This is a genomic window from Candidatus Dedyshia acidiphila (assembly GCF_051025295.1).
Classification (GTDB): Bacteria; Acidobacteriota; Terriglobia; order Terriglobales; family Acidobacteriaceae; genus KBS-83.
Window position 1 is genome coordinate 63,684 of sequence record NZ_JBMGJV010000006.1, and the last position, 16,652, is coordinate 80,335.

Consider the following 16,652-nt stretch of genomic DNA (forward strand, 5'->3'; position numbering starts at 1 on the left):
CACAGACGCGAGACGTGCGAAAGGGGTGGACGATGGGAAGCTTCCTCAGAGATCTGCAATATGCCGTGCGGCAGTTGCGCCGCAGCCCCGGCTTTGCGTTCACTGCCATGCTCACCCTCGCGCTCGGCATCGGCGCCACCACTGCTGTCTTCAGCGTGATCGATGCCGTGCTGCTGCGCCCACTCCCATTTCCCGATCCCGACCGCATCGTCGCCGTCGAGACGCATGCGACCAGCGGCTACACCCAGCCCGCCTCCTACGTTGGCTATCGCGATGAGCGGGCGCAGCTCAGCAGCTTCTCTGCCTTCGCCGCGTATGACACCGGCAGCATCAACTTCGAGTCGCCACGCGGCCCCGTGGCTCTGCACGCCGTCCGCGGCAGTGACAACTTCTTCGATGTCTTCGGCATGCGCCCGCTGCTCGGCCGCACGTACCGCTCTGGCGAAGAGCAGCCCGGCAACAACAATGTCGCTCTGCTCAGCCACGAGGTCTGGCAGCACGAGTTCTCCGGCGATCCCGCGGTGGTGGGCAAAGCCGCGCGCCTCGATGGTGTGCCCTACACCATCATCGGCGTCATGCCTGCTGACTTCGCCTTCCCGCTTGGCACACGCAACGCGATCTATACCCCGCTGCACGTGCCGCCCACCGAGGCCACGCAGCGCGGCTCGCACTGGCTGCCCACGCTCGGGCGCTTGCGGCCCGGCGTCACGCGGCAGCAGGCGCAGGCCGACTTCTCGCGCGTGCTGGCCACTCTCGGCAAGGCCTATCCCGATACCGACGGCGGCCGCACCGGCACGCTGCACTCGCTCGCGGCCAGCATCACCGGCGGGGTCAGCACCCCGCTTGAGGTCACACTCGGTGCGGTGCTCACGGTCCTCGCGCTCTGCTGTGTCAACATCGCCGGCCTGCTGCTCGCCCGCGGCGTCAGCCGGCAGCGTGAGATGGCGATGCGCGCCGCCGTTGGCGCGAGTCGCGCCACGCTGGTGCGCCAGGTGCTCACCGAGAGTCTGCTGCTCGCCGCGCTCGGCGGTGCTGCGGGTGTCGTGCTCGGTGCGCTCATCCTCAAGGCGATGAGCGTCTACCTCGTCCACGCGCTCGCTCGCGGCGGCGATGTTCACATGGACGGCCGTGTGCTGCTGGTCGCGCTCCTCGCCTCGAGCGTTGCCAGCATGGTGGCTGCTCTCACGCCGGCTCTGCGGCTGGCGCGCACGGATCCGAGTGACGCGCTGCGTACCGGCAGCGCCGGCACGGGCACATCGCGAGCGCAGCATCGCGCTCGCTCCGCATTCATCGTCACGCAGGTGGCGCTCGCCATCACGCTGCTGTTCACCGCCGGGCTGCTGGTTCGCGCCATTCACGACCGCCTGCACGTGCCGCTCGGCTTTGCGCCCGAGCACATCGTCTCGACCGAGATCGATCTCTCCCCCGGCCGCTATGAGAAGCGCGATCCGATGGACAATCTCTACACGCCACTCGTCACGCGGCTTCAGCACACGCCCGGCATCGAAGCTGCGGGGCTCATCAACATTGTGCCCATCCAGAACTGGGGTTCCAACTCCGACATCCATATCCAGGGCCAGCCCGCCACGCCTCCCAACCAGGAGGTGCTGGCCGAGAACCGCGTCGTCACGCCGGGGTACTTCCGCACCTTCGGCATCCACCTGGTGCGCGGCCGCATGCTCGACCCGAGCCTCGATGGACCAGTGATCCAGCGCAGCCAGGATCCCGGTAAGATCCTGGGCCAGCCCCTCCGCGTCGTCGTCAACGAGGCGTTCGTGCGCAAGTTCTTTGCTCACGGTGGCGATCCGATCGGCGCCAAGCTTGACCATTGGGACGCGACCATCATCGGCGTCGTCAGCGACGTGCGGCAGGATCTCGGACAGCCGCCGCTGGCCGAAATGGATCTGCTCGCCTCTACAGTGCCCGAAGAGTACAAGATGCCGACGCTGCGCAGCATGCAGCTCGTCGTGCGCACGACCGGCGACCCGCAAGCCGCGTACGGCGCGCTGCGCACTGTGCTCCACCAGGTCGATCCCACCGTGCCGTTCCGTACACCCGAGACGATGAGCGAGATCATCCTCGAGCAGCTTCAGTTCGAGCGCATGGAGTCGCTGCTCTTCGGTGGCTTCGCAGCCCTCGCGCTCATTCTCGCGGTCGTCGGTCTGTACGGGCTGCTCACTCACGAGGTCGAGCGCGGTCGTCGCGATATCGGCGTTCGCATGGCGCTTGGTGCCACGCGCGCCCATGTGCTGAACGGCATTGCGAAGCGTGCCGCTGTCATGGTCCTCGCCGGCCTGCTTGCCGGGGCTGTCCTCTCCGGACTCGCTCAACACGCCATCGCAGCCGTCTTGCCGCGTGGTGAGGCGGACGCGTCCGCCTCCCTTCTGACCAGCAGCGCGCCGGCGGCGTCTTCGTGGCGACATCCTTTGCATTGCTGCTCTGCGCCCTGCTGGCCGCGCTCATACCAGCGCGCCGCGCCGCCACCACCGAACCGATGAACGCACTCAGGATGGAGTAAGCGCGATGCAATGGATCCAGGACCTTCGCTACGCCATGCGGCAGTTTGGCCGCAACCCCGGGTTCACGGCCACCGCCGTCCTCACCCTCGCCCTCGGCATCGGCGCCACCACGGCGATCTTCACCCTCATCTACAACGCGCTGCTCAAGTCCATGCCGGTGCGCAACGCAAGCACGCTCTACATGATCGGCAAGGTCCCGACCTGTTGCAATTACAACAGTCTGCAGAGTGAAGGGTGGCGCATCTTCTCGCTCGATCTCTATCGCTACTTCCGCGATCACACACAGGGCTTCGAAAGCATCACCGCGTTTGGCTCGAGCAAGACTGCCTTGCTGACCCGGCGTCCCGGTGACCCGCGGGCCGCTGAAACGCTTCAGGGGCGCTGGGTGCTTGGCAACGAGTTCAGCACGCTCGGCGTTCCTGTCGCGCTCGGGCGCGCGATTCAGCCCTCCGACGACACCGAGGGCGCACCCCCCGTGGCCGTGCTCAGCGATCGCGCCTGGGACCGGCACTTCGGTCGCGACCCGCACATCATCGGCTCGACCCTGACCATGAACGGCGTCTCCGCGACCGTCATCGGCGTCACCGCGCCGGGCTACCAGGGAGAGATCGTGCAGGCAGATCCGCCGGAGCTCTGGCTGCCCGTCATGCAGGAGACGAAGTTCGTCGGTGAAGACGCGTCGCACCTGCATCGTCCGGACATGCACTGGCTCGACGTGGTGGGGCGTCTCGCGCCCGGGGCATCCGTCTCGCAGATCAATGCGCAGCTGAACATCGAACTCAAGCAGTGGCTGCACGAACGCGGCCCGGTGCTGAGCACGGAAGAGCGGGCGCAGATCGATCGCCAGCACACCGAACTCAGCTCCGTGCGCAGCGGCGTCAACACAATTGCCAGAAACTATGCACGATCGCTCGATCTGCTCATGGGGGCGGCGGCCTTCGTGCTGCTGATCGTCTGCGCGAACGTGGCGAACCTGCTGCTGGTGCGCGCCACCGCTCAGCGCCAGCAGCAGGCCGTGCGCATCGCCCTCGGTGCCAGCCGGCGCATGCTGGTGCGGCAGGCCCTGCTTCAGGGTGTGCTGCTCGCGCTCATGGGCAGCGTCGGCGCGATCCTGATCGCCTACGTCGCCGCGCATTCCATCCTCGCGCTCGCGTTTCGCGGCGCCAGCTATGTTCCCGTCAACGTCACGCCGTCCCTGCCGGTGCTCGCCTTCGCGGTCGGCGTCTCGCTCATCACCGCGCTGCTGTTCAGCCTCGCGCCCGCATGGCTCGCCACGCGCACGGATCCCGCGCAGGCCATGCGCAGCAGCACGCGCAGCACCACCGATGCCAGCAGCACACCCCAGCGCCTTCTTGTCATTCTGCAGGCTGCGCTCTCGGTCGTCCTGCTCTGCGCTGCCGGCCTGCTGCTCCGCAGCCTGGACAATCTGCAGAAGCAGGAGTTCGGATTCGTCACCAAGGATCGCTACATTATCGGCATCGATCCCTTTCTCGCCGGCTACAAACCGGAGCAGACGGACGATCTCTACCGCAAGCTCAACGCTCGCATGATGGCCATCCCCGGTGCCCAGGCCGTGGGCTTCGCGCTCTACTCGCCGATGTCCGGCAACAACTGGGGCTGGTCAGTCTTTATCCCCGGGCAGCCGGATCCGCAGCCGGACAGCGACTGGTACAACGTGTCCTACACGCGGGTCAGCCCCGGCTACTTCTCCGCCATCGGCGCACGTCTGCACGCCGGCCGCGTCATCACCGATGCGGATGACGAGCACACGCGCAAGGTCGCGGTCGTCAACCAGTCCTTCGCGGATCGCTACTTCCACGGCCACGCGATCGGCCAGCACTTCGGGGTTGAGAAGCAGGACCGCGCGCAGTTTGAGATCGTCGGCGTGGTCGAGAACACGAAGTATTTCGATCCCACTCTGCCCGCGGCTCCGATGTACTTCGCTCCCTTCTCGCAGCAGACGCACTGGAGTGACCCGGAGCACGACAAGGGAGACTCCACCAGTCACTACGCGGGGCAGGTTGTCTTCGCGGTGAACAGCAGCAGCACTGCAACCGTCGAAGCCGCCGTGCGCCGCGCCTTCTCCGAGGTCAACCCCAACCTCGTCCCGCAGAACTTCTCCACCTTCGCCGAGCAGGTCGCCACGCAATTCAACCAGGACCAATTGCTCGCCCGGCTCACCTCGCTCTTCGGCCTGGTCGCGCTGGTGCTCGCCTCGGTCGGCATCTACGGCGTCACCGCCTACTCCGTCGAGCGCCGCACCGGTGAGATCGGCATTCGCATGGCGCTCGGCGCGGATCGCCACCGCATCCTGCGCGATGTGCTCTCGCACGCGATGTCGCACTGCATCCTCGGCCTCGTCATCGGTATCCCGCTCGCGTACGGGGCAGGCCGCCTGCTCGCGCAGCATCTCTATGGCGTCGCTGCCTTCGACGTTCCAGTCAGCGGAGCCACACTGCTGGTGCTCGGGCTGGCCGGCCTTTTCGCCGCGCTCATCCCCGCGCGCCGCGCTGCTTCCATCGAGCCGATGACCGCGCTCCGGTCCGAGTAAACCCATGTCGCTTGCCAGCAATCTCGTCAGCAACATCGCGCAGGAGGTTCGCATCGCCGGACGGCAGCTTCGCCGCGCCCCCGACTTCGCCCTCACCGTCGTCCTCACGCTGGCGCTCGGCATGGGAGCGACGACCGCCGTCTTCAGCATCGTCGAGCAGACGCTGCTTGCCCGGCTGCCGTATCGCGACCCCGGCCGCATCGTCGCGCTGCATGCCGTGAACCACAAGGTCGGCAGGGAGATCCGGCGCGTCACCGGTGGCGACTATGAGGACCTCCGCCGCAGCGGCATCTTCGCTGCGACCGCGCAGTTCGAAGGTGGCGAGGCCGGCGTCCAACTGGTCGATCATGCCGCCTTCACCACAGCGCAGTGGGTCAGCCCGGGCTTTCTCTCCGTCGTCGGTGTGCGCCCGTGGCTCGGCGTCGATCTCGATCCCGTTCGCGCTCCCCATCAGGCGCTGGTGTCCGCTGCCTTCGCCGACGCGGAGATGGGCGGCGCCGCCATCGCAGTTGGCCGGCTGCTGCACGCGGAAGGGGAGAGCTACCAGGTCGTCGGCGTCATGCCGCGCGGCTTCGACTACCCCGAGGGCACCAGCATCTGGCTCGGCCGCCCCGAAGTGCCGGAAAACGTGAACCGCGACTCCTGGAACTACCAGGCCATCGCGCGCGCCCACACGACATCCGCCGGCCCGCAGGGAGACCTCACCGCCGCTCAGCAGCGGCTCGATGCCATCTCCTCGCGCCTCGCCCAACAGTTTCCCGTCAGTCATGACCAGGTGCAGCTGCGCGCCGTGCCGCTGCAGCAGGCGCTCACAGGCAACGTCAGGACGTCACTGTGGCTGTGGCTTGCCGCCGTTGGCGTTCTGCTGCTGATCGCCTGTGGCAACCTTGCTCACCTGCAGCTCGTCCGCTTCTCCGGCCGCCAGCAGGCCATGGCGGTGCGCCAGGCGCTGGGCGGCAGCCGCGTACGCATCGCGGCCGGCGTGCTGGTCGAGGCCGGCCTGCTCTCGGCCATCGGCGGCGCGCTCGGCCTGCTGCTCGCCATCCCCGCCACGGCGCTGCTCGGGCGCCTGCTCGCCGCGCAGCTGCCGCGCCCCATCGCCGCGGCTCCGGACCTGCGCATCCTCGGCTTCGCCCTCCTCGTCACCACATTGGTTACATTTATCAGCGCTGCCTGGCCAGCCTGGTGGGCGGCGCACCGGGATCCCGCCGCAGTGCTGCAACGCAGCACGCGGTCTGGCGGCACCGATCGTGGCACTGCCCTCGCCCGCCGCAGCCTGCTCGCTCTTGAGCTTGCGCTCAGCTTCCTGCTCGTCGTCACCGCCTCCCTGCTCGTCCGCACGCTCGAGCACCTGCGCACCGTCGACCTCGGCTTCGCCAGCGCCAACCGGCTTGTCGTTTACGCGCACGCACCGGCACGTGGCTGGGACGAGTCCATGCGCCGCATCGGCGAACTCGCCGCGCTCACAGAAAACCTCCGTGCGCTGCCCGGCGTTGTCTCCGCCGCGCAGACCGTGGGCTTGCCGCAGGGCACCTTCGGATCGAACGGCTACTACGCCGTGGTCAGCCGGAAGCAGGCCATGGGCGAGGGCCCGCAGGCCGTGTTCAGCCTCGCTGGCCCTGGCTACTTTCGCACCATGGACATCCCTCTCCTGCGCGGACGAGACATCAATGCCGCGGATACGATGCAGTCCACCGCCGTCGTCGTCCTCAGCGCCTCCGCGGCGCGCGATGCCTTCGGCGCCGCCGATCCGCTGGGCCAGCAGATCGTCTGCGGCCTCGACCAGCAAAGCATGGACCGCCCCATGACCGTCATCGGCATCGTCGGTGATGTGCGGCAGGACACCCCAGCCAGTCCTCAGGGCCCCGCGCTCTACCTGGCCCTCGCGCAGCATCCCTATCACGCCAACGAGGTCCAGATCGTGCTTGATACGGCGGTCGCGCCCGCCAGCCTGATCCCGGCGGTCGCCGCTCGCATCCACGCGGCAGACGCGACCATCGCCACGCGTTTCACCACCATGGACGATGCGCTCGCGCTCTCGACCGAGCCGCAGCGTCTGCGCAGTCAACTGGTGACCACCTTCGCCCTGCTCGCGCTGCTGCTCTCAGCCGTCGGCGTCTACAGCGTCACCAGCTACACCGTCGCCCAGCAGACGCGCGAGATCGGCATCCGCATGGCGCTCGGCGCGGATCGCCGCATGGTCGCGCGCCAGGTGCTGCGGGCCACCCTGCGCAGCGGCGCCGTTGGAATCGTGCTCGGGACGGTGGCCAGTCTCACCGTGGCGCGCCTGCTCGGCAGTTTTTTAGTGGGGGTGGAAAGCGCGGATATCGTCAGCTACGCCGCGGGTGCAAGCGTTCTCATGGCTGCGGTGGCGCTTGCGGCACTGGTACCGGCGCGTCGTGCTGCCTCTATCGAACCCGTGGTAGCGTTGCGAACGGAGTGAGAAAAATGCTCTTGGGCAACGACTTTCGTTACGCATTTCGTCAGCTTCGCCGTAGTCCGGGCTTCGCCCTCACGGCCGTGCTGACGCTCGCGCTGGGCATCGGCGCGACCACGGCCATCTTCAGCCTTATGTATGCCGCCTTGTTCAAGCCGCTCGAAGTGCAACAGCCACAGCAGCTTTATAAGGTGGGCCAGCGGATCACCTGCTGCGTCAAGCGCGAGCTCCAGGGCGACTGGAACCTGTTCTCCTGGGACACCTACGAGACCCTGCGCGACCACACGCCCGCGCTCCACGGGCAGCTCGCCGCCTTCGATGCCGGCCAGGCCTCCCTATTGATGCGTCGCGCAGGCGATGCCGCGGCCGCCGTCCCGCTCAATGGCAAGCGGGTCTCCGGCAACTACTTTGCGGTGCTCGGCGTCCCCCTCACCCTCGGCCGCGGCCTCACGCCCGCCGATGACCAGCCCGGGGCGCCCCCGGTCGTCGTCATCAGCCAGCGCATGTGGGACCGCCGCTTCGGCCGCGACCCCCACGTGCTCGGGTCCACCCTGCTGCTGAACGGCACCGCCGCCACCGTCGTTGGCGTCACCGCCCCCGGCTTCTTCGGCGAGACCGTCAACGACGAGGTGCCCGAGGTCTGGTTCTGCATGCGCCAGCAGACCAACTTCCTCCACGACGCGCCCTCGCTCGATCAGCCCAATCGCTATTGGCTCGACCTGATCGCGCGCGTGCCCCCAGGCACCGACCAGCGGCAGCTGGAAGCCCAGCTCACCACCGGCCTGCGGCAGTGGCTGCACGCGCACGCCTCCATGCTCTTGCCCGGCGAGCGCGATGCGATCGACCGCCAGCACACCTCGCTCGGCTCGGCAGAGGCGGGCATCAACATCGTCGCGATCTATTACAGGAAGCCGCTCGAGCTGCTGATGGGCGCCGCCGCCTTCCTCATGCTGATCGTCTGTGCCAACGTCGCCAACCTGCTCCTGGTGCGGGCGCTCGCGCAGACTCAGCAGACCTCCGTCCGCATGGCGCTCGGTGCCAGCCGCGAACAGCTGCTCCAGCAGGCATTGATCTCGAGCCTGGTGCTCGCGCTGGTCGGCTGCGTCGCGGCGATCGGCCTGTCCTATCTCTTGTCGAACTCCATCGTGGCGCTCGCCTTCCCCGGTTCTGGCTACCGCCCGGTGGACGCGGGCCTCTCGCTGCCCATGCTGGCGTTTGCCATCGGGCTGGCCGCGGTGACCTCGGTCGTCTTTGGCGTCGGGCCGGCGTGGGTGTCCACGCGCAACAATCTCGCAAGCGTGCTGCGCGCCGGTTCGCGGACGACCCGGTCGAGTGGCACCGGTCCCCAGCGCGCCCTCGTCGTCGCGCAGGCTGCGCTGTCCGTCGTGCTGCTCTGTTCCGCAGGCCTGCTCATGCGCAGCCTCAGCAACCTCCAGAACCAGGACCTCGGCTTCCACACGCAGGACCGCTACGTCATCACAATCGATCCGCAGCTCGCCGGCTACACGTCGCCCCAGACCGACGCCCTGAACCGCAAGATCGAAGAGCGCATGCTCGCCATCCCCGGCGCGCAGAGCGTCGGGCTCGCCATCTACGCTCCCATGTCGGGCGACTACCGTTCGGCCACGGCGTACTTTCCCGGCAAGGCGGACCCGCCACCCAACAGCGCCTGGGCACAGCCGGACTGGAATCGTGTCTCGCCCGAGTGGTTCACCGCCATCGGCACACGCCTGCGAGAAGGGCGATTCTTCACCGAGGCCGACGACAACAAAAGCCGCCACGTCGCCGTTGTGAGTGAGGCTTTCGTGAAGCGCTACCTCAAGGGCGACGCGCTGGGCCAGCACTTCGGGCTGGAGCCCGGCCTCCGTGATCAGTTCGAGATCGTCGGCGTCACACGCGACACCAAGTACAGCTTCCCCGAACAACCAGCCACCCCCATGTTCTTTCTGCCCTTCCGGCAGACCATGCAGACCGTGCGCCCGGACGAGGCCGACTGGGAGAGCGGGACACACTATGCGAACAACGTCGTGCTCGAGCTGCACGGCAGCGATGGGCCGCGTGCGGAAGCGGCCATGCGCCAGGCCATGCGCGACGTCGATGCCAACCTGCCCATCACCGCCTTCTACACCTTCCCCGAGCTCGCCAACTACGGCTTCATCCGCAACAAACTGCTCTCGCGACTCTCCGCTCTATTTGCCGGCGTAGCGTTACTGCTTGCGGCCATCGGCATCTACGGCGTCACGGCCTACTCGGTCGAGCGGCGTACCGGTGAAATCGGGATCCGCATGGCGCTCGGCGCCAGCCGCCTCCGCATCCTTCGCGAGGTGCTGCTGCAGTCGCTCACCTTCTGCCTGTTTGGCCTCGCCGTTGGTGTGCCACTCTCCTACGTCGCCGGCAAGCTGCTCTCCGCTCGGCTGTTCGGCGTCAGCGCCTTCGATATCGTCTCCGTCACAGTTGCCGTTGTGCTGATGACCCTGAGCGCCGCGGCGGCCGCCTTGCTTCCCGCGCGGCGTGCCGCCTCCATCGAGCCCATGCAGGCTCTACGCACCGACTGAGGAAGGAACCATGGACCTGGGCAGCGATCTCCGCTATGCATGGCACCAGTTGCGGCACCATCCGCGATTTGCGCTCGCCGCGCTGCTCACGCTGGGCCTCGGCATCGGCGCCACGGCCACCATGTTTTCCGTCCTCGACCAGGTGGTGTTGCGTCCGCTGCCCTATGCACACCCGGCGCAACTGGTCACGATCGCGGAATCCGAATACAGTCAGCCAGCCAGCGGCGATGGCGGCGGCACCTCCTTGCCGAACGCCGAAGAGTGGCAGACCCGCGCACACACGCTCTCTTCTGTCGGGTACTACACGTATGCCGTGCCCGTCGTGACCGGCGTCGCGCATCCGCAGTCCGTGCCGGAACTTCTGTTCAGCACCAACGTCTTCGACCTGTTCGGAGTCACACCCGCACTGGGCCGCGGCTTCACGCCATCGGACGCGTCCCCCGGTGCGCCGCCCGTCGTTGTGCTCGGCGCATCGCAGTGGCGCACCCTGTTCAACAGCGATCCGCATGTGCTGGGTCGCGTCATCTCGCTGAACGGAGCACCCAGCACCATCATCGGCGTCATGCCGGAGCGCTTCCCCTTTCAGGGTGGCGACGACTTCCTCCTCGCGCCCCTCAACATCCACGCCAAGGAGCTGCAGGATCGTTCCTCCGGCGTGCTCAACGTGATCGCGCGCCTGCGCTCCGGCAGCACGGTAGAGGATGCACGCCGCGAACTGGCCGGCATCAAGCAGCAGGACCTGAAGACCTATCCCGGCAAAGAGCGCGATGTGCGCATCGATGTCGAGAGGTACCAGCACGCGCTCACCCGCAAGGTCGCCCCCGGTCTCCTGTTGCTGCACTGGCTCGTCGTTGCCGTCTGGCTGCTCGCCACGGTAAACGTGGCCGGGCTGCTGCTGACCCGCACCGAAGGCCGCCGTCGTGAGATCGCCGTCCGTGCCGCGCTCGGCGCCGGCAGTGGCCGCCTGCTGCGGCAGTTCCTCATCGAGAGCCTGCTGCTCAGCCTGCTCGGCGGCGCAGCCGGGCTCGCCTTCACCGCGATCTCGCTCCACGTCTCGCGCGCCTACCTCGCCACCAGCTTCCTCAACGGCGACCTCATCCACATCGACGGCACGGTGCTCATCTATGTGCTCGTCGCATCCTGCCTCTCGGCGCTGCTCTTTGGCATGGCGCCGGCGCTCCAGGCGGCACGCCTCCCCATTCAGGATGGCCTGCGCGAAGGCACCGCCGGCGGAGGCTCCACCCGCCGCCGCATGCGGATGCGCGACGCAATCGTCACCGTCGAAGTGGCTCTTTCACTCCTTCTCCTTGTCGCTGCCGGCGTCATGGCGCGCACCCTCTACGATCTCGAGCGCACCCCGCTCGGCTTCGAGCCCGACCACCTGGTCACCGCCGAGCTGATGCTCCCCCAGAAGGGCTTCTGGTTCCTCGCCAGCGGCCGCACGCAGGGCGCCAACATCGTCACCACCCTGGTCGACCCCATGCTCACGCGTCTGCGCGCGCTGCCGGGCGTCAGTGCGGTCGGCGTCACGACGGTGCGGCCGCTCCATCCCAACTGGTCCTTCCGCAACCAGGTCCGCTTCGCCGGCCGGCCGAGGAGCGATGAGCAACACGCACAGAGCGCGGACGTGCGCGCCGCCAGCCCCGACTACTTCCGCGCCATGGGCGTCTCGCTCGTCGCTGGGCGGCTCTTCAATGCCACCGACACACCCACCGCGCCCATCGCCGTCATCGTGAATCAGGCATTCACCCGGCAGATCGCCGGTGCGCGCTCGCCCCTCGGCATGCGCCTCCTGGTCGGCGAGGCTGGTCCACGCGAATACGCCACCATCGTGGGCGTGGTCGACGATGCAGTGCAAAGCATCGGCGACCCGGTCAAGCCCGAGATGCTGATCGACTTCGATCAGATGTCGCCCGAGGACGATCTCTACCCCATCCTGGTCGCGTTCCGTCTCGATCTCGCGGTGCGCTCAGCCGCGGACCCATCCTCGCTCATCCCCGCCATCACGCGCATCGTTCAGGAAGCCAACCCGAACATCGCCGTCAACCACGCTGAACTCATGCGCACGTCGGTTACGAATACCATAGGCAGCCAGACCCTGGCCGCGCGCCTGCTCGGCATCTTCGCCATCGTCGCGCTGCTCATCGCCGCTGCCGGCCTGTACAGCCTGCTCGCCTACCAGGTGGTGCAGCAGCAGCGCGACCTCGGCCTCCGCCTCGCCCTTGGCGCGCAACGCAAGGACGTCCTCTGGCTGGTCCTGCGGCGCGCGGTCGTCCTGCTCACCTTCGGCGGGCTGCTTGGCATCGCCGCCTCCTACACCTTCAGCCATCTTGCGCGCCACCAGTTGGCCACGGTGGACCTGCACGACCTCACGCTGGTCGTCGAGCTGGTCACGCTTCTGCTCGCAGCCGCATGCCTGGCCGCCAGCTATCTTCCGGCGCGGCGCGCCGCTCACATCGATCCCATGCAGGCCCTGCGCCACGAATAGGAGTTGTCCATGATCGACATACGCAGTCTCGAACGAAGCTACAAAACCGGTGCCGGCCAGACCTGGGTTCTCCGCCGTATCGACCTGCACATCGAGCGCGGTGAATTCATCACGCTCATGGGACCCTCCGGGGCAGGGAAGTCGTCGCTGCTGAACGCCATCGCGCTGCTCGACGATCAGTGGCAGGGCGAGTACTTCTTCGACAGCGAGCCCGTCCACTCCATGAGCCGCAAGCAGCGCGCCGAGCTGGCCAAGGCACGCATGGGCATGGTCTTCCAGAGCTATCACCTGCTCGACGAGCTCACCGTGGCGGAGAACATAGAGCTCCCGCTCAGTTACAAAAACCTGCCTCGCGCCGAACGCCAGGCCATGGTCGCCGACACGCTCGACCGCTTCAACATCGTCGGCAAAAAAGATCTCTTCCCCTCGCAGCTCTCCGGCGGCCAGCAGCAACTGGTCGGCATCGCGCGTGCTGTCATCCACAATCCGTCGCTCCTGCTCGCCGACGAGCCCACTGGCAACCTGCACTCCGAGCAGGCACGCGAAATCATGGAACTCTTTCGCGATCTCAACCAGCAGGGCACGACCATCGTGCAGGTCACGCATTCAGAATCAAACGCCGCTTACGGCAATCGGCTGCTCGAGGTGCGCGATGGCTGGCTCGTGAAAGACAGCGGCAACCCGCGCCTCAGCGCAGTCCAGGAGTCCACCGCACGATGACCCTTCGATCCGCATCCACGACGGCGGCCGCCCTCGCGTCCCTGCTCGTTTCGCAGTCCACACTCGTTCTGCCCGCGTCCGCGCAATCGCAGGAGCAGGGCTTCCACGTCGCCCTGCCGCACTCGCGCGACCCGTTCTCGATCTACATGCCGGTACATATTCCGGAGCCCAACTTCGCGAACTCCGTGCGGCTCGACAAACTCATCCACGACGGCAAGCTCTACGTCTCACTCGATGACGCCATCGACCTCGCGCTTGAGAACAACCTCGATCTCGTCATCTCGCGCTACAACCTGCCCATCGCCGATGCAGACGTGCTCCGCACCAGCGCTGGCGGTCAGAGCTTCGGTGTGCCCACCGGCGTCGTGCAGAACACGCTCGGCGGCTCCGGCGCGCCCAGCGCCACCGGCACATCGAGCGGCCTCGGCAGCGCGGGCGGCGGCGCCGGCGGCCTCGTGCAGAACACCTTCGGCCTCGGCACCCTTGTGCCCAGCTTCGATCCGCGCATCCTGGCAAACGCCAGCGTGGAGCACGCCACGTCGCCACAGGTCAACCAGGTCACCAGCGGCACCTCGTCGCTCAAGACCAACACTGCCATCGTGAACGCGAGCTACGTGCAGTCCTTTCCCACCGGCACCTCCATCCAGTTCGACTTCGACAACTCGCGCCAGACGCTCAACAGCGTCTTCTCCACACTCAACCCATCGCTCAGCGCCAACTACCGCTTCCTCATCGAGCAGCCTCTGCTCGCCGGCTTCGGCTTCGCGCCCAACCTGCGCTACCTGCGGCTGGCCCGCGACAATCGCAAGGTGTCCGAGATCTCGTTCAAGTCGCAGGTCATCGCGACCACCACGCAGATCGAGAACATCTACTGGGACCTGGTCAACGCCTACCAGGACGAGCAGGTCAAGGAGCGCTCGCTCGCATTCGCAGAAAAATCGCTCGACGATGAACGCAAGCAGTTACAGCTCGAGGCAGTGCCCGCGCTCGACGTCATGAAGGCTGAGGCGGAGGTCGCCACGCGCCAGCAGGACCTCACCGTCGCGAAGACCTCGCTTGAACTGCAGGAATCGTTCATGAAGAACGCGCTCACCCGCAGGCTCGATCAAACGCTCGAAGAGATGCCCGTCGTCCCCACCGCATCGCTCGATGCCTTCCAGCCCGAGGTCGTCCCGCAGGTTCAGGAACTGATCGCGCAGGCAATCAAAAACCGCCCCGACATCAACACGCTCCAGATCAATCAGGACGAGTACCAGATCTCCCGCCGCGCCGTGCGCAACGCGCTGCTGCCCACCGTCAATCTCATCGGCTACTACGCCGGTTCCGGCGTCGGCGGTCAGCCCAACACAAACTTCTCCGGCGGCCCGCCGACCGTGAGCGCCCCCAACGGCTACGGCGGCACGCTGCAGAATGCCTTCAACAACAGCTCCCCCGACTACCTCGCCGAAGTGCAGATCAGCATCCCGCTTCGCAATCGCCAGGCGCGCGCTGACCAGTTCCGCTCGGAGCTTGAGTACCATCAGGCCGAGGTCCAGGTCGAGGAGTTCAAGAAGAACGTCCGCATCGAAGTCCGCAACGCCGCCTATGCGCTTGAGCAGGGTGGCGCGCGTGTCGCAGCAGCGCGCAAGGCACGCGATCTCGCCCAGCGCACCTTCGACATCAAGAAGCAGGAGCAGCAGCTCGGCTCCGGCTCCAACTTCGAGACGCTCACCGCCGAGCACGATCTCGCCATCGCCAGCTCCGCGCTCGCCTCTGCCGAGACGACCTACGAGAAGAGCCGCATCGAGCTCTACCGCGTCACTGGTCAGACCGTCGAGCGGCTCGGCATCTCGCTTCAGGAGGCACGTACAGGCGTCGTCACGCGGCCCGTCTCTGACGCCTCGCAACACCCTGCTGCCGCTGGTGAAGGAGTAAAGTGACCACCAGCATGACCACACCACGACGCGCGCGCGATGTCGCCACATCCGCCAGCACACCGGCTGAGGAGGCGGCACGTCCGCGTCTGCTCATCGCGGACGATCAACCGGCCATCCTCGACGCGCTCGAGATCCTGCTCCGTCCCGAGGGCTACCGCATCGATCGCGCACTCTCGCCCCGCCAGCTCATCGAGTGCCTCGCGAGCGAGACCTACGAAGCCGTCCTGATGGACATGAACTACACGCGCGACACCACGTCTGGCGCGGAGGGCATCGACCTGCTCGCCGAAATCCAGAGCTACGGGTTGCGCCTGCCCATCATCGTCATGACTGCGTGGAGCAGCGTCGAGCTCGCCGTCGAAGCAATGCGCCGCGGCGCAGCCGACTTCATCCAGAAGCCCTGGGACAATGCGCGCCTGCTCACCGTCCTGCGCACCCAGCTCGACCTGCATCGCGTGCAGCGCCAGGCCGACATGCTGGAAGCAGAGAATCGCTTCCTGCGCGCGGACGGGCTGCCCACCCTCATCGCCGAATCGCGCGCCATGCAGCCAGTGCTTGAGATGATTGCGCGCATCGGCCCCTCCGACGCCAACGTGCTCATCACCGGCGAACACGGCACCGGCAAGGAAGTCATCGCGCAGACCCTGCACGCGCTCTCCCCGCGCGCACCGCGCACGCTCGTTGCCGTCAACACCGGCGCGCTGCCCGAGGGCACCTTCGAAAGCGAGATCTTCGGCCACGTCAAGGGCGCCTTCACCGACGCGCGCGCCGATCGCATCGGGCGCTTCGAACTCGCCGATCACGGCACGCTCTTCCTCGACGAGATCGCGAACGTGCCGCTGCGTCAGCAGGCCAAGCTCCTCCGCGTGCTCGAAACCGGCGAGCTCGAACGTGTCGGTTCCTCGAAGACACGCAAGGTCGACGTCCGGCTGCTCTCCGCCACCAACGCCGACCTGCACAAGGAGAGCGAGGAAGGCCGCTTCCGCGCGGACCTCCTCTTCCGCCTCAACACGGTTGAGATTCACATCCCGCCACTGCGCGACCGCCGCGAGGATGTCCCGCTCCTCGCCGGGCACTTCCTCGCGCGCTGGAGCAAGCGCTATCGTCGGCTGCTCGCCGGCTTCGCGCCCCGCGCGCTCGAGATGATGATGCAGTACAGCTGGCCGGGCAACGTCCGCGAACTCGACCACTGCGTCGAACGCGCAGTCCTCATGGCGCGCACCGACAAGGTCGACATCGGCGACCTCAACCTCACCCCGCCACGCGCCGTCGGCAGCAGCGCTCACCTCGACGACATGAGCCTCGAGGCCGTCGAGAGCATCCTCATCCGCAAGGCGCTCGCGCGCGCCCAGGGCAACGTCAGCCAGGCAGCCGAGGCTCTCGGCCTCAGCCGCGGCGCCCTCTACCGCCGCATGGAAAAGTACTCCATCTAAGCCGCCCGCGGCCCCGCTTCACAAACGTAACCT

The 16,652-nt window shown here is 67.2% G+C and carries 8 protein-coding genes; all 8 read left to right on the plus strand.

Annotated features, from left to right (window positions below):
* Positions 1-32: 32 nt before the first annotated feature.
* From AC5IJH_RS04215 to AC5IJH_RS04250, 8 genes are read left to right on the plus strand one after another with little or no spacing between them, the layout of a single operon-like run.
* Positions 33-2,498: an ABC transporter permease gene (locus tag AC5IJH_RS04215; protein ID WP_491901551.1), complete on the plus strand. Its 2,466-nt coding sequence runs from the start codon at positions 33-35 to the stop codon at positions 2,496-2,498.
* A gap of 25 nt (positions 2,499-2,523) precedes the next feature.
* The gene (locus tag AC5IJH_RS04220; protein ID WP_491901552.1) at positions 2,524-5,070 is read left to right on the plus strand and encodes an ABC transporter permease; all 2,547 of its coding nucleotides are present in this window, start codon (positions 2,524-2,526) and stop codon (positions 5,068-5,070) included.
* A 4-nt stretch (positions 5,071-5,074) separates the two neighbouring features.
* A complete protein-coding gene (locus AC5IJH_RS04225) occupies positions 5,075-7,513 on the plus strand; it encodes an ADOP family duplicated permease (protein WP_491901553.1) in 2,439 nt (812 codons plus the stop codon).
* A 5-nt stretch (positions 7,514-7,518) separates the two neighbouring features.
* On the plus strand, positions 7,519-10,062 hold the full coding sequence (locus tag AC5IJH_RS04230; RefSeq protein ID WP_491901554.1) for an ABC transporter permease: 2,544 nt from the start codon (positions 7,519-7,521) through the stop codon (positions 10,060-10,062).
* 10 nt (positions 10,063-10,072) lie between these two features.
* Positions 10,073-12,550 (plus strand): ADOP family duplicated permease, encoded by a 2,478-nt coding sequence (locus AC5IJH_RS04235; RefSeq protein ID WP_491901555.1) that lies wholly within the window; start codon positions 10,073-10,075, stop codon positions 12,548-12,550.
* A 9-nt stretch (positions 12,551-12,559) separates the two neighbouring features.
* On the plus strand, positions 12,560-13,270 hold the full coding sequence (locus AC5IJH_RS04240; protein WP_491901556.1) for an ABC transporter ATP-binding protein: 711 nt from the start codon (positions 12,560-12,562) through the stop codon (positions 13,268-13,270).
* Entirely contained in the window at positions 13,267-15,189 is a 1,923-nt protein-coding gene (locus AC5IJH_RS04245; RefSeq protein WP_491901557.1) for a TolC family protein, read from the plus strand. The genes AC5IJH_RS04240 and AC5IJH_RS04245 overlap by 4 nt, the downstream gene beginning before the upstream one ends.
* A gap of 8 nt (positions 15,190-15,197) precedes the next feature.
* A complete protein-coding gene (locus AC5IJH_RS04250) occupies positions 15,198-16,619 on the plus strand; it encodes a sigma-54-dependent transcriptional regulator (protein WP_491901611.1) in 1,422 nt (473 codons plus the stop codon).
* Positions 16,620-16,652: the final 33 nt, after the last annotated feature.